We start from the raw sequence: 19,847 nt of genomic DNA, 5'->3' as shown, positions 1-19,847 counted from the left end.
GCGGCCCCGGTCAGTCCTCAGCGCGGTGGATCCGCACCAGTTCTGCCGCGTCCCGCTCGGGCAGTCGAAGCCCGAACTCCCGGTCGAGCACGGCGAGCAGCCCGTCCGGGCCGACGATCTCCTGCTCCGCCCGGCCGTCGGGGTGCAGCCGGGTGAGTTCCCGCCCTACGAGCGCCTGGCGGACGCCGTCGCCAGGGTGCTGGACGATCAGCCGCCCGGCGAAGGAAGAGGAGGGATGGCTGGAGCTGTAGTGGTTGAGCACGACGTAGTCGACGGGGTAGTACTGCTGCGGGGAGAAGCCGTACAGGTCTCGCCAGGTGTCTCCGCGCAGCAAGCACAGCACGAGGACGCCGTCCTCCTCCTCGCGGACGCGGTACGTCCACTCGCCCTGCTGCACGTCGGTACCCGGCCGTCCCAACGGCACCGGCTCCCGAGGCCCCTGGAACCCGAACCCGGCGTCGCACAGCCAGCGTTCACCCTCGACGGTGACGACGAGGACGGCGTGCGTCACCGCGAGGACGGAGTCCCCGCGGGTGCGGTTGCGGGCACCGCGCCCGGAGACCTCGAAGCCGATCCGCTCCAGGGCGGCGGCCAGCAGCGAGTTCTGCTCGTAGCAGTAGCCGCCGCGGCGGCCGTGCACGAGCTTATCCTCGATCGACTTGAGGTCCAGCGCGACGGGGCGGCCGAGCAGGACGTCCAAGCTCTCGAAGGTGATGGCGGCGGTGTGGGCACGGTGCACTGCGTACAACGTGCGGAGGTCCGGGCGGAGTTCCCCGGGCGCCCCCCGGTCCCCCTGATATTCGATCCGGTCCAGATACGCGTCCAGGTCCAGCTCGTCACCGCTCCACATGACTGACCATCTCCCCGCTCCCCCGCCTCGTCGGTCATCGCACTGCCGTGAAATCCGCAGGCGCGTCGTCCTTTGCGCCCCGCACAATGATCACCATGACGGCTCTGCACTCCAACCCGCTTTTCGACCGTCTCGCCGACGCCGAAAGCATCCTGGTCACCGGTGCGGGCGGCGGCTTCGACATCTACGCCGGCCTCCCCGTGGCTCTGTCCCTCATGCACCAGGGCAAGCGGGTCCACCTCGCGAACCTCTCCTTCAGCACGCTCGCGGGGCTGCCCTCCGAGGCGTGGCAGGCCCCCGACCTGGCCGTCGTCACCCCCGACTCCGCGCCCCACCTGTCCTACTTCCCCGAGCGGACCCTGGCCCGGTGGCTGGAGGCGCACGGCTACCCGGCCATCGTGTACGCCTTTCCCCAGACCGGGGTGCAGCCGCTGCGCGCCGCCTACCGCGAGCTGATCGACCTCCACCACATCGACGCGATCGTCCTGGTCGACGGCGGCACGGACATCTTGATGCGGGGCGACGAAGCGGGCCTCGGCACGCCCGAGGAGGACCTCACCAGCGTCGCGGCACTGGCCGCGCTGGACGACGTACCCCAGCGCCTCGTCGTATCGGTGGGCTTCGGTGTGGACGCGTATCACGGGGTCAGTCACGGCCTGGTGCTGGAGAACATCGCGGCGCTGGAGCGCGCGGGCGCCTACCTCGGCGCATTCTCCGTACCGCGCGCCACCCGGGAGGGCGCTCTCTTCCTGGACGCGGTGGCCCATGCCCAGGAGCAGACCCCGGACCGGCCCAGCATCGTGAACGGGTCGATCGCCGCGGCCGTCCGAGGCTCCTTCGGCGACGTACAGTTCACCAGCCGCACGCGGGGCAGCGAGCTCTTCGTGAACCCGCTGATGTCGCTGTGCTTCGCCTTCGACCTGCCGGAGCTCGCGGCGCGCTGCCTCTACCTGGACCGCATCGAGGACACCCACCTGATGCGCCAGGTCCATTCCCGGATCGCCGAGTTCCGCGAGGACCTGGTCACCCGTCCGTCCCGCCGCATCCCCCACTGACCCGATGGCGTGTTCGGCAGTGTCCCGCGCGGCGGCGGTGAACGCGCCGTGGGGTGTCCGCGTCACCGCGAACACCCCACCTGAACAGCTCGCCCAAGCCCAACAGGGCGTCACGGCACGGGTGCAGGGCAGCTAGTCCCGGCGTGCGGCGTTCCCCGCTCCGCCGGCCGCCCCGTACGTTTCGCGGAAGACGGTGCGCTCCCGGGCACGCCGACCTGGATGGCGCTGGTCCTGCGCCGGACGGCCGACCGACACCAACACGGCGATGGCCAGGTCGTCACGGCCATCGATCCCGATCACCTTCTTCACCTTCGCCTCGTCCCAGCCGTTCATGGGCGAAGTCGCCAGGCCCATCTCCGTCGCGGCAAGCATCACGAAGGATGCCGCGATCATGGCGTCCTTGACCGCGTACTCCCGCAGCAAACCCCGCTGGTCGAGATCTTCCTGGAACACCCGTGACGCGGCGGAGAACATCGCGACGAACTCGTCGTTCCACGCTCCGCTGCGCCGCGCCTGCTCGTAGACGTCGCTGTGGTCATCACGCCAGGACTGGGGCTCGGCGACGAAGACCAGTACGACCGGAGCCTCTTGCGGCTGGGGCTGGCCCCCCGTGGCCCATGCCAGTCCCGCACGACCCTCGTCGCAGGATACCACAACGATGGACCGGTCTTGCAGGTTCCAGCTGGTGGGGGCCTCAACGGCAAGACCGAGGAGCGCTTCGAGCGTGGCCTCCGGGATCGGGTCGGGCAGGTAGTGGCGGACGGTGCGGCGGGTACGGATCGCTTCTGCGACGGACATCGTGGGACTCGTCATGTCACTCACTATTGGAGAGTCACTCTCCAACGGGAAGAGGGCACTTTTTAGTGCGTTACTCTCCCCGAATGAAGACCACTGTGGAATCGTCCGGGCTGCCGGCCGACGTCTACTCCGCGAAGTGCCCGACCCGCCAGGTCCTCGATCACATCTCCGGCAAGTGGACCATTCTGATCGTGGACGCCCTCCTCGAAGGCACTCTGAGGTACACCGAATTGAGTCGGCGCATCGAGGGCGTGTCACAGAAGATGCTCACCCAGACCCTGCGCGGGCTCGAAGCCGACGGGTTCGTCGCGCGCACCGTGTTCCCCACCATCCCGCCCCGGGTCGAATACGACCTGACGGAGCTCGGCCGCAGCCTCGCGGGTCCGATCACCGCGCTCCGCCAGTGGACGGAGACGCACATCAACGAGATCGAGCAGGCCCGGGCCCGGGTCGCGGCGGAGGCCGGGAAAGCCACCTGAACCGGTGCGCCAAAGAGTAGATCCACAACGCGGAAAGGGTGCCGACCCATGGTCGACACCCTCTCTCACGTGCAGATCAGCACCCTCAGCAGCAGATGCTCAATGTCGCATCGGGCGCGGTTCCGCCCGGTTTCAGCTGCAGCCGCTCGTCGAGCCGCAGCCCTCGCAGATGTAGCAGGAGCCGGCGCGCTGCATCTTCGTACCGCAGGAGAAGCAGAGCGGGGCGTCGGCGGAGACGCCGAGCTGCATCTCGACCAGTTCGGCGCTGCTGTGCGCCGTCTTCGGGGCCGGAACGGAGATGGCCGTGACCGGCTTCGGGGCCGACGGGACCGCGGCCAGCGGGGTCGCCTGCGTCAGGGACTCGGTGTCCAGCTCGTCCTCGAGCGGCTCGTAGGAGCCGGTGTCCAGGTGACGCTGGCGCTCCTCGGCGGTGTGGATGCCGAGGGCCGAGCGGGTCTCGAAGGGCAGGAAGTCCAGCGCCAGACGACGGAAGATGTAGTCGACGATCGACTGTGCCATCCGCACGTCCGGGTCGTCCGTCATGCCGGCCGGCTCGAAGCGCATGTTCGTGAACTTCGAGACGTAGGTCTCCAGCGGAACGCCGTACTGCAGACCGACCGAGACGGCGATCGAGAAGGCGTCCATCATGCCCGCGAGGGTCGAGCCCTGCTTGGACATCTTCAGGAAGACCTCGCCCAGACCGTCGTCCGGGTAGGAGTTCGCCGTCATGTAGCCCTCGGCGCCACCGACCGTGAAGGAGGTGGTGATGCCCGGGCGGCCCTTGGGGAGGCGCTTGCGGACGGGGCGGTACTCGATGACCTTCTCGACGGCGGCGCGGATGGTCTCCTCCGTCTTGGCGGTGACCTCCTCCTTCTCCTCCTCCTTCTTCTTGGCGGAGAGGGGCTGGCCGACCTTGCAGTTGTCGCGGTAGATCGCGAGCGCCTTGACGCCCATCTTCCACGCCTCGAAGTAGATCTCCTCGATCTCCTCGACGGTCGCAGTCTCCGGCATGTTGACCGTCTTCGAGATCGCGCCGGAGATCCAGGGCTGGATCGCGGCCATCATGCGGACGTGACCCATCGCGGAGATGGAGCGCTCGCCCATCGCGCAGTCGAACACCGAGTAGTGCTCGGTCTTCAGGTGCGGCGCGTCAACGACCACACCGTGCTCGGCGATGTGGGAGACGATCGCCTCGACCTGCTCCTCCTGGTAACCCAGGCGGCGCAGGGCCTGCGGGACGGTGCCGTTGACGATCTGCATCGAGCCGCCGCCGACGAGCTTCTTGAACTTGACCAGGGCCAGGTCCGGCTCGACACCGGTGGTGTCGCAGGACATCGCGAGACCGATGGTGCCGGTCGGCGCGAGGACGGAGGCCTGGGAGTTGCGGAAGCCGTTCTTCTCGCCGAGGCGCAGGACGTCCTGCCAGGCCTCGGTGGCCGCGGCCCAGATGCTGTTGTCCAGGTCCTCGGTGCGCGGCGCGACGGCGTTGGCGTCGGCGTGCTGCTTCATGACGCGCTTGTGGGACTCGGCGTTGCGGGCGTAGCCGTCGTAGGGGCCGACGATGGCGGCCAGCTCGGCGGAGCGCTTGTACGCGGTACCGGTCATCAGCGAGGTGATCGACGCGGCGAGGGTGCGACCGCCGTCGGAGTCGTACGCGTGGCCGGTGGCCATCAGCAGGGCGCCGAGGTTGGCGTAGCCGATGCCCAGCTGACGGAAGGCGCGGGTGTTGTCGCCGATCTTCTGCGTCGGGAAGTCCGCGAAGCAGATGGAGATGTCCATCGCGGTGATGACGAGCTCGACGACCTTGGCGAAGCGCTCGGCGTCGAAGGACTGGTCGCCCTTGCCGTCGTCGTTCAGGAACTTCATCAGGTTCAGCGAGGCGAGGTTGCAGGACGTGTTGTCCAGGTGCATGTACTCGCTGCACGGGTTCGACGCGGTGATGCGGCCGGACTCGGGGCAGGTGTGCCAGTTGTTGATCACACCGTCGTACTGGATGCCCGGGTCGGCACAGGCCCATGCGGCCTCGGCGAGCTTGCGGAAGAGCGCCTTGGCGTCGACCTTCTCGATGACCTCGCCGGTCATGCGGGCACGCAGGCCGAACTCGGTGCCGTTCTCGACGGCCGTCATGAACTCGTCGTTCACGCGGACGGAGTTGTTGGCGTTCTGGTACTGGACGGACGTGATGTCGTCACCGCCCAGGTCCATGTCGAAGCCCGCGTCGCGCAGCGCGCGGATCTTCTCCTCCTCCTTCACCTTGGTCTCGATGAAGGCCTCGACGTCCGGGTGGTCCACGTCCAGGACGACCATCTTGGCCGCGCGGCGGGTGGCGCCGCCCGACTTGATGGTTCCTGCGGACGCGTCGGCGCCGCGCATGAAGGAGACCGGGCCGGAGGCGTTGCCGCCGGAGGAGAGGAGCTCCTTGGAGGAGCGGATGCGGGAGAGGTTCAGGCCGGCACCGGAGCCGCCCTTGAAGATCATGCCCTCTTCCTTGTACCAGTCGAGGATCGACTCCATGGAGTCGTCGACGGCCAGGATGAAGCAGGCGGAGACCTGCTGCGGCTGGGGCGTACCGACGTTGAACCACACCGGGGAGTTGAAGCTGAAGATCTGGTGCAGGAGGGCGTAGGTCAGCTCGTGCTCGAAGATCTCCGCGTCGGCGGGCGAGGAGAAGTAGTCGAAGTCCTCGCCGGCCTTCGTGTACGTCTTCACGATCCGGTCGATCAGCTGCTTCAGACCGGTCTCTCGCTGCGGGGTGCCGACCGCGCCGCGGAAGTACTTGCTGGTGACGATGTTGACCGCGTTCACCGACCAGAAGTCGGGGAACTCGACACCGCGCTGCTCGAAGTTGACCGAGCCGTCGCGCCAGTTGGTCATGACGACGTCACGGCGCTCCCAGCTCACCTCGTCGTAAGGGTGCACGCCCGGGGTGGTGTGGATGCGCTCGATACGCAGGCCGCCCTTGGCAGCCTTGGTCCCCTTGGCGCGGGAACCACGTGCCGAGCCGCTCGCCGTCTCTGTCATGCCGCTTCCTCCCATATGCGGGCAAAAACGCCCTAAAGTGCCATCGATATTCCGCGGCACAGTGCTGTGTCTTGTATCTACGTCTCTTCGCCTGGCCGACCGGCCGCGTCACGACGCGTGAGCGCCGCGGCACGGATGGTCCGATCAGTCGGCGGCGGAGGCGGGCACGGGGACCTGGGCGGTCCCACCGAGCTCGCACTCTTCGGGATGAGACCGCGATACGCGGAGTTCCGCGATGGCGGTCTCGAAGTCTTCAAGGGTGTCGAACGCTTTGTAAACGGAAGCGAAGCGCAGGTACGCGACCAGGTCGAGTTCCTGCAACGGGCCGAGTATGGCCAGACCCACGTCGTGGGTGGTCAGCTCGGCACTCCCGGTGGCGCGCAGCGCCTCCTCGACCCGCTGGCCGAGCTTGGCGAGGGCGTCCTCGGTGACCGGTCGCCCCTGGCACGCCTTGCGCACGCCGGAGATGACCTTGGTACGGCTGAAGGGTTCGGTCACCCCGCTGCGCTTGATCACCATCAGTGAGGCCGTCTCCACCGTCGTGAATCGACGGGAGCAGTCGGGGCACTGACGGCGCCTGCGGATCGACGTACCGTCGTCCGTGGTGCGGCTGTCGACGACACGGCTGTCGGGGTGCCTGCAGAAGGGGCAGTGCATGGTTCCCTCACCCTCCCTTTTGGCACGACCGAATCACCCCACGGAGCCCCTGAACGACGGAGTCGGACTCCATCGGGGGCTCGTGAAGCAGCCACCAGCATATGCGATGCCGAGGCCCCCGGAAGACCCGAGGACCACAACCTCTGGGTGGCAGCGCTCATCCAACCACTAGATCTTGGGTTGTGGCGGATTTACGCGGCTCTGCGTGTCGCGGCGTCCGATGGGCGGACGCACGACCCCCCGGTGCCACACTGGGGACAGCCCGAAAGGCGGCGATCCGACCGGGAACGGTACCGTAGGCGGCGAATGCCGGGCCGAACCCGCGTTCGGCGAACCAATCGTCCATACACCCCTTGATATGCCCACGCAGGACGATCTGCGATTTTTCACTCGAACGTGTGTTTGGCGCAACCTTTCGAAAGCTACTACCGTTGTCCAGCTAGGGAGAACATTTCGAGAGGGGCCGACGTGACCACCACCGCAGACAGTGCCGCCATTACCGCCCAGAACCGCTCCCAGAGCCGACTCGAGCCGGTGCATGCCATGAACGACGCAAACCTGAACCCGGATGCGGAGCCCGCAGTACGCCCCGCACGCTCGCTGCCAGGTCGACCTCCAGGCATCCGCGCCGACAGCTCCGGGCTCACGGACCGTCAGCGGAGGGTCATCGAGGTCATTCGCGACTCCGTGCAGCGGCGGGGTTACCCGCCGTCGATGCGGGAGATCGGCCAGGCGGTCGGCCTCTCCAGCACCTCGTCGGTCGCACACCAGCTGATGGCTCTGGAGCGCAAGGGCTTCCTGCGCCGTGACCCGCACCGCCCCCGGGCCTACGAGGTGCGCGGCTCCGACCAGCCGAGCTCGCAGCCCACGGACACCACCGGCAAGCCCGCCGCCTCCTACGTTCCCCTGGTCGGCCGGATCGCGGCCGGCGGCCCGATCCTCGCCGAGGAGTCGGTCGAGGACGTCTTCCCGCTCCCCCGCCAGCTGGTCGGCGACGGCGAGCTCTTCGTCCTCAAGGTCGTCGGCGACTCGATGATCGAGGCCGCCATCTGTGACGGCGACTGGGTCACGGTCCGTCGCCAGCCGGTCGCGGAGAACGGTGACATCGTCGCCGCGATGCTCGACGGCGAGGCCACGGTCAAGCGCTTCAAGCGCGAGGACGGCCACGTCTGGCTCCTCCCGCACAACGCCGCCTACCAGCCGATTCCCGGCGATGAGGCGACGATCCTCGGCAAGGTCGTCGCGGTACTGCGTCGGGTCTGACCCCGCCGCCCCCATTCAGCCCCCGGGGCCCACTGCGCCGGTTCCGGGGGTTGTTCTGTGCTTTGCCGCAAACCGCCGCCGCTCTCGCGGATGGGGTTGATCGCCGCTTCGGTTGCCCCATGGATGGTCGCCGCTCGTGCTCCCGAGAACTACCTGCCGTCAGCCTGAGCGGCAGCGTCGATCGCGGCGAGCGAGCGGCGGGCCTGATTGCGGTCCGTGGTGTACCAGAAGTCCGGCAGCGTGGCCCGCAGGAAGCTCCCGTACCGCGCCGTCGCCAGCCGGGGGTCCAGGACCGCGACGACGCCCCGGTCACCTGAGGCCCGTACGAGACGGCCGGCGCCCTGCGCCATCAGCAGCGCGGCGTGCGTGGCCGCCACGGCCATGAAGCCGTTGCCGCCGTGCTCCTCGACCGACTTCTGGCGGGCGCTCATCAGCGGGTCGTCGGGGCGCGGGAAGGGGATCCGGTCCATGACCACGAGCTGACAGCTGGGCCCGGGCACGTCCACGCCCTGCCAGAGCGAGAGCGTCCCGAACAGGCAGGTCTTCGGGTCGGCCGCGAAGGACTTGATCAGCTCGCCGAGGGTCTCCTCGCCCTGGAGCAGGATCGGGTTGTCGAGCCGGCCGCGCAGCTCTTCGGCGGCCGCCTTGGCGCCGCGCATGGACGAGAACAGGCCGAGGGTGCGGCCGCCGGCCGCCTCGATCAGCTCGGCGAGCTCGTCCATCATGTCGCCACGGGTTCCCTCGCGACCCGGCGTGGCCAGGTGCTTGGCGACGTAGAGGATGCCCTGCTTGGGGTAGTCGAAGGGCGAGCCGACGTCGAGGCCGCGCCAGACGGGCACGTCCTCGCCCTCGACCCCCTCGGGGGACAGGCCCAGGGAGGCCGCGACCCCGTTGAAGTCGCCGCCCAGCTTGAGGGTGGCGGAGGTCAGGACCACGGAGCGGTCCTCGAACAGCTTCTCGCGCAGCAGGCCGGACACCGACAGGGGGGCGACGCGCAGGGTGGCGCCGAAGCGGTCGTGGCGCTCGTACCAGACCACGTCGTACTCGGAGCCGTTGGTGATCCGCTCCGCCACCCCGTGGATGCTCTCCACCGCGGCCAGCGCCTGCTTGCGCACCGCGTCCTCGTCGTGGACGGACTTGTCCCGGGTCGCGCCGATCGCCGAGATCACGTTGCGCGAGGCGTCCCGCAGGGACATCAGCGCGTAGCCGAGGTCCTCGGGGATCTGCTCCAGCCGACCCGGGAGCGCCAGCTCCATGACCCGCTCGAAGGTTTCGGAGGCGGTCTGCAGGGCGTCCGCGGTCTTCTCGTCGACCAGCTTGGCTGCACGCTTCACGGCCCGGTTGACCTGGCCCGGGGTGAGTTCGCCAGTGGCGACCCCGGTCACCCGGGAGACCAGCTCGTGGGCCTCGTCCACGATCAGCACCTCGTGCTGCGGCAGCACGGGGGCGCCCTCGATGGCGTCGATGGCGAGCAGGGCGTGGTTGGTGACGACCACGTCCGCGAGCTTGGCCCGCTCACGGGCAGCCTCCGCGAAGCACTCGGCGCCGTACGCGCACTTCGTCGCGCCCAGGCACTCGCGGGAGGAGACGGAGATCTGGGACCAGGCCTTGTCCGAAACACCCGGGGTCAGGTCGTCGCGGTCGCCGGTCTCGGTCTCGTCCGCCCAGTCGCGCATGCGCAGCAGGTCCTGGCCCAGCTTGCTGGTGGGCGCGGCCGCCTCGAACTGGTCGAAGAGTCCGTCCTCCTCGTCCTGCGGAGCGCCCTCGTGCAGGCGGTGCAGGCACAGGTAGTTGGACCGGCCCTTGAGCATGGCGAACTGAGGGCGGCGGCGCAGCTGCGGATGCAGTGCCTCCACCGTCCGGGGCAGATCGCGCTCGACGAGCTGCCGCTGGAGGGCGAGGGTCGCCGTGGCGACGACCACGCGCTCACCGTGCGCGAGGGCCGGCACCAAATAGCCGAGGGACTTACCGGTGCCGGTACCGGCCTGGATCAGCCGGTGGGAGTTGTCGTCGATCGCTTCGGCGACGGCTTCGGCCATGGCCACCTGGCCGGGGCGCTCCGTGCCGCCGACGGCGGAGACGGCGGCGTGCAGCAGGTCGGGGAGGGAGGGCTTCGTCATAGCACTGCCAACCCTACGGGGCCGCACTGACAGCGAGCGCATCGGCGAGCAATCATGGCCGGTACAAGGGGTTGGGTACGGTGCCGTGCTGCACGGCGTGCGGACGGTCGGGGCAGTCGCGGTAGCCGTCTTCGTAGAGCCGGTTCCGGTTCAGGCAGAGCCGCCCGATGCGTTCGCCGAGCAGGTCGAAGAGCTCGTAGCGGTCCTTGAGCTCGGGGAAGCGGGCCTGGTGGCGCAGGATCTCCGCCCGTACGAGGGACCAGAACGCGCTCTCCGGGACGCCGAGGCCGTCCTCGCACAGGGCCGAGAGGTAGCGGAAGACGCCGACGAACAGCCCGGAGTGGATGAACTGGGGCAGGAAGTCGGCGGGCTCGGTGAGCAGGACCGCTCGGACCTCGTCGGGCAGGGACGCGAGCTCGGGCAGCGGTTCGTCGGTGATGTTGACGTCGTCCACGAAGTCCTTGACCGCGAGCCGGACCGGGACGTCGTGCTCGTCGAAGATCACGATGACGTTCTCGCCGTGCGGGGAGAAGACGGTGCCGTAGCGGTAGAGGAAGTGGAGCAGCGGGGGCAGGAGGGCGGCGAAGAGGCGCTGGAGCCACACGGTGGGGGTCAGCCCGGACCGGGCCACGAGCTCGGCGGTGAAGGACCGGCCGCGCGGGTCGGTGTGGAGGAGGGAGGCGAGCGTGCGGGCGCGCTCGCCGGGTGCCAGCAGGCCGGTGAGGGGCTCGCGCCAGATCGCGCCGAGGAGCTCCTTGTACTGGTACGGGACCTCGGGGAGCGCGTCGTATACGGGGTGGCGGACGGTGACGGAGGCGACCTCGCCGAGCAGGACGACCCGGCACTCGTCGCGCAGGAAGGGGTCGCCGTCGCGGAGGGAGTGGATCCAGGCGGTGACGGCGGGGGCGGCGAGCGTGAGGTCACTGGGCAGTCCGCGCCAGACCATGGTGTTGAAGACGGAGAGCGGAAGTTTGACGCTGTGCCGGTCGGGCCGGCTGAGATTGAGGAAGGTGCGGACGGACTGCTGCGGGAGGCGCAGGTCGGGATCGGCGGGAAGCGGCACCAGGGCGCCGGAGGCGAGCGCCGGGGCGAAGAGGGGGAGGACGACCTCGTCCCACTGCCAGGGGTGGACCGGGAGGTAGAGGTAGTGGAGCGGGTCGAGGCCGCGGTCGCGCAGGGACCGGTCGAAGGCGGCCCGGGTGACCGGGTCGAGCTCGGCGGTGTAGAGGTGGGCGGGGTCCTCCAGGTCTGCGGTCCCCCGGTAGGCGGCGAGCGAGGTGTGGGCGGCGAGCCAGGGCAGCCGCTGGCGGGTCCGCGCCTCGGGAGCCCATGCGGCGGTGTCGGAGGCGGAGAGTCCGATGCGGCCCTTGTTGGGGACGAGCCAGGGGTGGCCGGTCTGGTGGCCTTCGAGGGTGGCGTAGTCGAGGTCGGCGAGGACGTCGGCGGTGAGTGCGGTGTGGTGGAGCCGGGCGTCGGCGGTGAGGGTGGCGCTGAGCTCGCGGACGAGGTGGCCGAGGGTGGGTCCGTCGAGGCCGAGGAGGGTGCGGGCCCGGATGAGGAAGGCGTACGGGTCCCCGAAGGCGGTCGGGCTCCCGAGGTCGCCCGGCACGGCCGGTGTGGATGGTGTGGATGGCGAGGGCGCCGGTGGGGTCAGGGTGATCGTGTCCGGGGTGACGTGCCAGCTGCCGTACGAGCGGCGGCGGGCGCGGAAGCCGAGGCTGCTGCCGTCGTCGAGGGTCAGGGTCCAGGCGTCCCCGGCGGCGGCCGGTGCGGGGACGGGACGGATGATCTCCTCGTAGGCGAACTCGCCGAGCATCTTGGCGAGCAACCGGCGAGCGGCGAAGTCCCAGGTCCCGCGGTTGAGTTCGGGCGGCGTGCACGGGTGCTGGGGCGACGGCGGCACGGCGGGTTCGGCCGCGTGGGGGGCTGCGGGGAAGTTCGGCACGTGACTCCTCAGAGGTCGGGAACTCTGCTTCGCTACGCAGAGTTATCGAAGGGAGAGGTGCGAAGCTGCCGACGACGGTCGGGGTTTGCGGGGCGGCACTCAGAGGAGATTGCGCAGCACCCGCTCCCGGATCATCAGGGCGGCCCGCTTCTCGGGAAGGTCGATTTCCGCGGAGCAGCGGAAACCGGAGTTCAGGAAGGCCGATACGGAGGGGGTGTTGCGGATGTCCGGTTCCGCGACGACGCGTGTACAGCGGGGGCGGTTGCCGAGGACCAGGTCGGCAACGGCACGCAGCAGAGCTGTTCCCAGTCCGCGACCGCGGTTCGTGCCGTCTCCGATGAGCAGGTGGATACCCGTGTCGTGGGGGCGCGCCGGGTAGTGCCCGGAGAGCGGGTCGAGGTCGGCCCGGTAGATCTCCCAGTAACTCATCGGCGTGCCGTCGAGGAGGCCGAGGCAGGGAATGCTGCGGCCGTCGCCGTCGAGCTGGGTCCGCAGGTGGGCGGCGGTGACCGCGGCCGGGCCCGCGAGCTCCCAGTAGGCGGCCACCTCGGGATCGTTCATCCAGCCGGTGAGTAGCTCCAGGTCACGGCCGGGCCGCACGGGTTCGAGGCGGAAGGCTCCGGCGGGTGTGGTGACGCTGCCCCAGATGGCGGGGGAATCGAGCAGGTCGGCCTCGGCGAGCAGAGGCAACAGCTCCGCGTTGAGGCGTTGTGCGCGCCTTCCCCCGGCGACTTCGACGACACCGGTGGCGGTGCGTGGGTCGTGGGCGGATCGCGCGGCTGGAGCTGGGGCTGAAGTGTCGGTGGAGGGCATCGGGGGCTCTTCTCCGCGTCGGCGCCGACGCGTCAATCGTGAAGGGGGTTGGTGATGGTGACGTAGACGGACTGGGTGTCGACGGGGCCGACCAGCTCGTCGAGGCCGCCCAGGCGGGTGAGCAGATTCGCCTTGCAGCGCAGGGTGGGCGAGTCGAGCAGCCGTGCGGGGAGCGGGCCGAGTCCGGCGGCCTTGGCGAGGAAGCGGCGGAAGGCGGCGAGGAGGACCCGTTCGTCCGCGAGCCGCTGGGATCCGAAGGCGCCGATGAGGCCCAGCACGTTGTTGATGCCGAGGTAGTAGGCGAAGCGTTCGTCAGTGACGGCGTCGGAGACGAAGGTGTCACTGGCGCTGCCGATGCCGGGGAGCCGGTGCTCCAGTTCCGCGCGGCGAGATTCGCGGAAGTAGTAGCCCTGGTTGTCGCGGTAGCGGCCGCCGATCGGCCAGCCGGCCGGGTCGAGGAGCACCAGGGTGTTCTGTTGGTGCGCTTCGAGGGCGATACCGGCGAGCGCATCGAAGGCGAGGACCGGCAGTACCACGTGGTCGAGGTAGCGCAGGAACCACTCGGCGGCGACGGCGGACGTGGTGTGGCCGGTGGCGGTGGCGAGCCCGGTGACGAGTTCGGCGAGGCGGGAGCTCATGGTGGTCCGGCCGGGCCACGGGCGGGGAGCGGTGAGTGCGGCGATGCAGACCGGGTCGTCGCCCGAACGGAAGGGGTTGTGGCGCAGCAGGGCGTCGAGTCCGGGAACGGGGGTTCCGTCCGGGGCGTCCACGGCGACCCACGCGGGGTCGCGGATGATGTCGAAGGCGGGGTGGGACGCCTGCCACTGCTCGGCGAGGCCGGTGCGGAGCAGCCGGTGCACCTCGACACCGCGGTGGAGTTCCTTGCGGAGGTTCTCGCGGCGGGAGTTGGTGATGCGCAGGCCCAGGGAGAGCTTGAGCATCGCGGGGGCGCCCGGGCGGTGGACGGTGCGGACGGAGGAGGTGGGGTACCAGGGCTCGCCGTGCGGGCCGAGGTCGTGCAGAAGTCCCGCGTCGCAGAGGGCGGAGACGGCGGGGCGCTGGAGCAGGTCACGGGCCTGCCAGGGGTGCAGGGGAAGGGGGGTGGTGCCGCCCGGCAGCGGGAGCCCGGGGGCGAGTCGACCGAGGAGCTGTGGGGCGGAGACGGGGCGGCCGCTCTCGGTCCAGGCCGATTCGCTGGCGAGAGCCGCGGGTTCGACCGCGAACCAGTGCAGGGGGAAGGAGCCGTGGAGTTCGGGTGAGTAGCGGCGTGCCTCGGCTTCGGAGAGTCCTTCACGGCTCTTCGGGTCCGGCTGGAGGGGGTGACCGAGGAGGAGTGCCTGCTCGGCGGTGAGGAAACGGTCCCCGCTCATGGGGGCCGGGGCGGTGGGACGTTCTCGCCGGTCGGCGATGAATTCGGCGGTGCGGCGCACCGAGTCGGCGACCCGGCCGACGAGGTCGGCGGCGCCTCGGCCACCGCTCGTGCCTTCACGGGCGATGAGTGCGGCGAGGGTGACGGCGTCGAGGGAGGGCGCGGCGGCGGTCGTGCCTTCGAGTCGGACCGCACCGAATCGGTGCCAGCCGGCGTGGGACCAGTGGCGGACCGGGACGAGCAGGGCGGTGCCGGAAGCGGGAAGGGGGATGCGCAGGGGGGTTCCGGCGGGGCCGTCCGGGCGGCCGAGACCGGATTCGCGGACCCAGCAGCGGAGCAGGTTCTCCACCGCCGAGGCCTCGGCGGCGACGGCCGGGTCGGGGTGGTTGAGGAGGTCGGGCAGTGTGGTCGGCTCCAGCCGGAGGGGGCTCGTCCATCCGGTGCGGGGCCGGGGTGTGCCGTCCTTCTGCCGCGGCACCGTGGGCGTTGCCCCGGCGCCGGTCCCGGTGGCGGCCGCGGCCGCCACCGGGGGGAGCTGCTCGGCCGGTGCTCCGGGGGCGCCCCCCGGGCGCGGCTGCGGGTGTTCGGCCGTGGCCCCGTCGGCGTGGGGTGGTGTGCCGGCCGGGGGCGGGGTCGGTACGTCCTCGGCGGGGACGGGTCGGGTCGGCGGGCCGACCGCGGGGCCCAATTCCTGTGCCTCGGGGACGTCGGGCCGGGGCGGCGTCGGGGACGGGGGCTCCGCGACCTCCCGCAACGGCGCTGCGTTGCCGGACGGCGGTGGCGTCTGCCCCGGGGCGGCGGCGTCCTCGTGGCCCGGGAGCGGGTGCGGCAGCGCCTGGGCCGGACCCGCTGCCGCCGGGGCCGGCCCAGGCCCAGGCGGCAGCGGGGCGGGCCGGTCGGGAGACAGCGGCTGGGTCTCCGTGGTCGGGGTGGACTGGTGCGGATCTGGCATCGCGGGTCCTCGGGGTGCGGGTCAGTGGGTCCGGCGGGCAGCGGCCGGGATGGCGTCGGCCAGGCGGTCGAGGACCGCCGCGGCCTGCTCGTCGGTCAGGGTCAGCGGGGGAAGGAGGCGCACCACGGCACCGTGGCGGCCGCCGAGCTCGACGATCAGGCCGCGGTCCAGGCACTCCTGGCGGACGGCAGCAGCGAGGGACGGCGCGGCGGCTCCGGTGTCGGGGTCGACGAGTTCGATGCCGATCATCAGGCCCCGGCCCCGTACCTCTCCGATGCAGGGATGGCCGCCGGCAAGGCCGCGCAGGGCCGCCAGCATCCGTTCCCCCAGGGCGGCGGCGCGCTCGGCGAGCCGGTTCTCGCGGACGAAGGCGAGCGTGGCGGTACCGGCGGCCATGGCGAGCTGGTTGCCGCGGAAGGTGCCCGCGTGCGCGCCGGGGGCCCAGACGTCCAGGCCGGCCCGATACACGATCACCGCGAGCGGCAGGCTGCCGCCGATCGCCTTGGAGAGGACCATCACGTCGGGCACCACCCCGGCGTGGTCGACTCCCCAGAAGGCACCGGTCCGGCCGACGCCCGTCTGCACCTCGTCGGCGATCAGTGGGATCCCCCGCGCCGCGGTGATCGCGCGCATCCGGCGCAGCCAGCCATCCGGGGCCGGGATCACCCCGCCCTCGCCCTGCACGGGTTCGACGATCATGCCTGCGGGAGCGGGCACCCCGCCCTTCGGGTCGTCCAGCAGGTTCTCCGTCCAGCGTGCGGAGAGTTCGGCGCCCTCGGGGCCGCCGACTCCGAACGGGCAGCGGAGGTCCTGCGGGTACGGCAGCCGGGTCACCCGTACCCCGGGGGCGCCTCCCGAGGCGTCCAGGGCCCCGGCGGTCATGCCGTGGTAGGCACCGGTGAAGGCGAGCAGTCCGGGGCGTCCGGTCGCGGTGCGCACCAGTTTGAGGGCGGCTTCCACGGCGTCCGTCCCGGCCGGACCGCAGAACTGGATGCGCGCGTCGGCGGCCAGCGCGGGCGGCAGGTTGGCGAACAGCTCGGTGGTGAAGGCGTCCTTGACCGGGGTCGCGAGGTCCAGCACGTGCAGCGGGGCCCCCGAGTCGAGGACGCCCCGGATGGCTTCGAGCACCACCGGATGGTTGTGCCCGAGGGCGAGCGTGCCGGCGCCGGAGAGGCAGTCGAGGTAACGCCGCCCGTCGGCGCCCTCGATGGTGAGTCCGCGGGCCCGCACGGGGACGATGGGCAGCGAGCGCGCGTACGTCCGGGCGGCGGACTCCCGCTGCGCCTGTCTGCGCAGGATGCTCTCCGGAGCGACGGAACCCCCCGGCCCCTCGCTCACGCCCGTGCCGTCCGGTGCGACCGTGCCGTCCGGGCCGTCCGGGTCCGGTCCCCGGCTTCCCTGCGGCGGCACTTGAGTCGGGATCTCTGTCGCGGCCGCCGCCGCGGCCGGCTCGGTGACAGCCACGAGTGTCGGTCCTCCCGCACTGATTGCTCTTCCGGATTGCGTCTCGAACATGAACGCTGCTCCCCCATCCCCCGTACGTACCAACGACGGTGACGGCGAGGGATCACGGGTTGACTCAAGATCCTTGTCCCGCAAGGAAAGAGCGCCAGGAACCACAGCCCCGGCCTGTGTCGTCCTGGGCGACAGCGGCATAGTGGGTGGCTGCACTCCACTCCTCGAACTCCCAGGGGGACGAACGACATGCGATCGAACCGACCGGTCACCGCGATTCTGTGCGCGGCCACGCTCGCGCTGACCGCGGCTGCCTGCGGCCCCGGCGACGAGGAGGCCGGCGGCGACGCCAAGCCGACCGTGGCGGCGAGCCTGCCGGGCCAGGACGGGATCAAGATCCCGGACCAGCTCAAGGACAAGCTCAAGGAGCACGGTATAGACCTGGAGAAGTGGAAGGGGGGTGAGTGGAAGAACTGGAAGAGGGAGGACTGGCTCCGCGAGGCGGGCGACTACATCAACCCGGTCATCGAGGGCCTGTGGGACCCGGACCGCATGCGTGACGCCGAGCAGCCGCAGCGTCCGGCCGTGGACCCCGACGCGGGCAAGGACCAGGGCGTCACCGACCCGACCCCGGCACCGGTGGCGGCCAAGCAGGCCAACCCGCCCTACCGCACGAGCGTTCCGTCGTCCGGCAAGGTGTTCTTCGACGGCCCCGAGGGTTCGATGGTCTGCTCGGCAACCGTGATCAAGGACCCGGCCCACCCCGGCAAGTCGAACATGGTCTGGACCGCGGGCCACTGCGTCCACGCGGGCAAGGCCGGCGGTTGGTACCGCAACATCGCCTTCGTCCCGTCCTACAACAACGCGGGCAAGCCGTCGGCGCAGCTCAAGGGCGCGCCCCGCGAGACGGTGGCCCCGTTCGGCGTGTGGTGGAGCGACTGGGCCCAGACTTCCGACCAGTGGATCGCGAACGGCGGTCCGACCGGTGGCGCGGGCGCCCCGTACGACTTCGCGGTGCTCCACGTAGCACCCGAGAAGGGCAGCACCAAGTCCCTGGAGGAGACCGTCGGTTCGGCGCTCCCGGTGGACTTCAACGCGCAGGCCGTGACGAAGGTCGCGAGCATCACGGCGACGGGCTACCCGGCGGCGGCTCCGTTCGACGGCCAGCGCGCCTTCCAGTGCACGGACAGGCCGGGCCGGCTGTCCCTGAACGCGAACGACCCGGTGATGTACCGCATCGGCTGCACCATGACCGGCGGTTCCTCCGGTGGCGGCTGGGTCACGGCGGGCGCCGACGGCAAGCCGGCGCTGGTGTCGAACACCTCGATCGGCCCGGCCAAGGCGGGCTGGCTGGCCGGACCCCGGCTGGGGCCTGAGGCGAAGGGCATCTTCGACGCCGTCAGCGCCAAGTTCAAGTAGCCCCGCCCCCCGAGCGTGACCGAACGGCTGAGGCCCCCCTGCGGTGCAGGGGGGCCTCAGCCGTCAGGCCATCAAACCGTCAGGCCATCAAGCCGTCGGGCCATCAAGCCGTCGGGCACGCTCAGCGCTTCGCGAGCGCGTACGGCGCCAGGTCCGCCGCCAGTTCCTGGTGGACCCGCGCCTTGAGCAGGGTGCCGTCCGGGGTGTGCTCCTCGGAGATCACCTCGCCCTCGGCGTGCGCCTTGGCGATCAGCGAGCCGCGCGTGTACGGCACCAGGGCCTCCACCTCGACCTCGGGCCGCGGCAGCTCGGAGTCGATGAGCGCGAGGAGTTCCTCGATGCCCATGCCCGTGCGCGCCGAGACGGCGATGGAGTGCCGCTCGATCCGCAGCAGCCGCTGCAGGACCAGCGGGTCCGCGGCGTCCGCCTTGTTGATCACGACGATCTCGGGCACGTTCACCGCGCCGACCTCGCGGATCACCTCGCGCACCGCCGCCAGCTGCTCCTCCGGCGCCGGGTGCGAGCCGTCCACGATGTGCAGGATCAGGTCGGAGTCCCCGACCTCCTCCATCGTGGAGCGGAAGGCCTCGACGAGGTGGTGCGGCAGGTGCCGGACGAAGCCGACCGTGTCGGCCAGGGTGTAGACCCGGCCGCTCGGCGTCTCGGCCCGGCGCACGGTCGGGTCGAGGGTGGCGAACAGCGCGTTCTCCACCAGCACGCCCGCGCCCGTGAGGCGGTTGAGCAGCGAGGACTTGCCCGCGTTGGTGTAGCCGGCGATCGCGACCGAGGGCACCTTGTTGCGGCGCCGTTCCTGCCGCTTGATGTCACGGCCGGTCTTCATCTCCGCGATCTCCCGGCGCATCTTCGCCATCTTCTCGCGGATCCGACGCCGGTCGGTCTCGATCTTGGTCTCACCGGGGCCTCGGGTGGCCATGCCGCCACCGCCGCCGCCACCCATCTGCCGGGACAGCGAGGCACCCCAGCCGCGCAGTCGCGGCAGCATGTACTGCATCTGCGCGAGGGCGACCTGCGCCTTGCCCTCTCGGGACTTGGCGTGCTGGGCGAAGATGTCGAGGATCAGCGCGGTCCGGTCGACCACCTTCACCTTGACGACGTCCTCGAGGGCGATGAGCTGGCCGGGGCTGAGCTCACCGTCGCACACGACGGTGTCGGCGCCGCTCTCCATGACGATGTCACGTAGCTCGCGCGCCTTGCCCGAGCCGATGAAGGTGGCCGGGTCCGGCTTGTCACGACGCTGGATCACACCGTCGAGTACGAGAGCACCCGCCGTCTCGGCGAGGGCGGCGAGCTCCGCGAGGGAGTTCTCCGCGTCGTTCACCGTGCCGGAGGTCCAGACACCGACCAGTACGACGCGCTCCAGGCGCAGCTGCCGGTACTCGACCTCGGTGACGTCTTCGAGCTCGGTGGAGAGGCCGGCCACGCGGCGCAGGGCCGCGCGTTCCGAGCGTTCGAACTGCTCGCCGTCCCGGTCTCCGTCGATCTCGTGGCTCCAGGCGACGTCCTCTTCCATCAGGGCATCGGCCCGAAGGCTCTCGGTGAAGCTCTGCGAGTCCCGCACGTCCTGTGCGTCCCGCGCGTCCTGGGAAGGGGAAGAAGAGGAGGTCATTGGATCCTTACGTCGATTCGAATA

Annotated in this window: 14 protein-coding genes; 4 read left to right on the top strand and 10 right to left on the bottom strand. The window is 70.6% G+C overall.

The genetic code is table 11. From position 1 onward, the window contains the following. Positions 1–10: 10 nt before the first annotated feature. Entirely contained in the window at positions 11–850 is an 840-nt protein-coding gene (locus OG594_RS32075; protein WP_266605688.1) for an arylamine N-acetyltransferase, read from the bottom strand. Between the two features lie 95 nt (positions 851–945). Here OG594_RS32075 and OG594_RS32070 point away from each other — a divergent pair, with 95 nt between their 5' ends. After that, positions 946–1,905, top strand: coding sequence for a DUF1152 domain-containing protein (locus OG594_RS32070; RefSeq protein WP_266605686.1), 960 nt, complete (start codon positions 946–948; stop codon positions 1,903–1,905). 132 nt (positions 1,906–2,037) lie between these two features. On the opposite strand, the gene OG594_RS32065 is transcribed toward OG594_RS32070, so the two are convergent. Then, on the bottom strand, positions 2,038–2,718 hold the full coding sequence (locus OG594_RS32065; protein ID WP_266605684.1) for a nitroreductase family protein: 681 nt from the start codon (positions 2,716–2,718) through the stop codon (positions 2,038–2,040). A gap of 68 nt (positions 2,719–2,786) precedes the next feature. Between OG594_RS32065 and OG594_RS32060 the strand changes: the two genes are divergently transcribed. After that, positions 2,787–3,182 (top strand): helix-turn-helix domain-containing protein, encoded by a 396-nt coding sequence (locus OG594_RS32060; protein WP_266605682.1) that lies wholly within the window; start codon positions 2,787–2,789, stop codon positions 3,180–3,182. 132 nt (positions 3,183–3,314) lie between these two features. On the opposite strand, the gene OG594_RS32055 is transcribed toward OG594_RS32060, so the two are convergent. Further along, entirely contained in the window at positions 3,315–6,203 is a 2,889-nt protein-coding gene (locus OG594_RS32055) for a vitamin B12-dependent ribonucleotide reductase (protein ID WP_266605680.1), read from the bottom strand. A gap of 144 nt (positions 6,204–6,347) precedes the next feature. Continuing rightward, on the bottom strand, positions 6,348–6,860 hold the full coding sequence (gene nrdR / locus OG594_RS32050) for a transcriptional regulator NrdR (protein WP_030008840.1): 513 nt from the start codon (positions 6,858–6,860) through the stop codon (positions 6,348–6,350). Between the two features lie 468 nt (positions 6,861–7,328). Here nrdR and lexA point away from each other — a divergent pair, with 468 nt between their 5' ends. Further along, positions 7,329–8,123 (top strand): transcriptional repressor LexA, encoded by a 795-nt coding sequence (gene lexA, locus OG594_RS32045; RefSeq protein ID WP_150259859.1) that lies wholly within the window; start codon positions 7,329–7,331, stop codon positions 8,121–8,123. A gap of 149 nt (positions 8,124–8,272) precedes the next feature. Here the strand turns inward: lexA and OG594_RS32040 are convergent, their stop codons facing one another. The 5 genes from OG594_RS32040 to OG594_RS32020 all read right to left on the bottom strand — a co-directional run bounded on the left by OG594_RS32040 (position 8,273) and on the right by OG594_RS32020 (position 16,837). Further along, on the bottom strand, positions 8,273–10,243 hold the full coding sequence (locus OG594_RS32040) for an ATP-dependent DNA helicase (protein ID WP_266605677.1): 1,971 nt from the start codon (positions 10,241–10,243) through the stop codon (positions 8,273–8,275). A gap of 52 nt (positions 10,244–10,295) precedes the next feature. Next, on the bottom strand, positions 10,296–12,188 hold the full coding sequence (locus tag OG594_RS32035) for an IucA/IucC family siderophore biosynthesis protein (protein WP_266605675.1): 1,893 nt from the start codon (positions 12,186–12,188) through the stop codon (positions 10,296–10,298). 99 nt (positions 12,189–12,287) lie between these two features. Beyond that, positions 12,288–13,001, bottom strand: a complete 714-nt coding sequence (locus OG594_RS32030) for a GNAT family N-acetyltransferase (RefSeq protein ID WP_266605673.1) — start codon at positions 12,999–13,001, stop codon at positions 12,288–12,290. Positions 13,002–13,033: 32 nt separating this feature from the next. Then, the gene (locus OG594_RS32025; protein WP_266605671.1) at positions 13,034–15,322 is read right to left on the bottom strand and encodes an IucA/IucC family siderophore biosynthesis protein; all 2,289 of its coding nucleotides are present in this window, start codon (positions 15,320–15,322) and stop codon (positions 13,034–13,036) included. Between the two features lie 21 nt (positions 15,323–15,343). Beyond that, positions 15,344–16,837: a diaminobutyrate--2-oxoglutarate transaminase family protein gene (locus tag OG594_RS32020; RefSeq protein ID WP_266605669.1), complete on the bottom strand. Its 1,494-nt coding sequence runs from the start codon at positions 16,835–16,837 to the stop codon at positions 15,344–15,346. Positions 16,838–17,026: 189 nt separating this feature from the next. Here OG594_RS32020 and OG594_RS32015 point away from each other — a divergent pair, with 189 nt between their 5' ends. After that, on the top strand, positions 17,027–18,196 hold the full coding sequence (locus OG594_RS32015; RefSeq protein WP_266605667.1) for a serine protease: 1,170 nt from the start codon (positions 17,027–17,029) through the stop codon (positions 18,194–18,196). Between the two features lie 121 nt (positions 18,197–18,317). Here OG594_RS32015 and hflX read toward each other — a convergent pair whose 3' ends face one another. Next, entirely contained in the window at positions 18,318–19,823 is a 1,506-nt protein-coding gene (gene hflX, locus OG594_RS32010; protein ID WP_266605665.1) for a GTPase HflX, read from the bottom strand. Positions 19,824–19,847: the final 24 nt, after the last annotated feature.

This window comes from Streptomyces sp. NBC_01214, from assembly GCF_026340975.1.
In the GTDB taxonomy this organism is placed as follows: Bacteria; Actinomycetota; Actinomycetes; order Streptomycetales; family Streptomycetaceae; genus Streptomyces.
The sequence above is the reverse complement of the archived record's forward strand: the minus strand, read 5'-3'. Positions and strand labels throughout refer to the sequence as shown.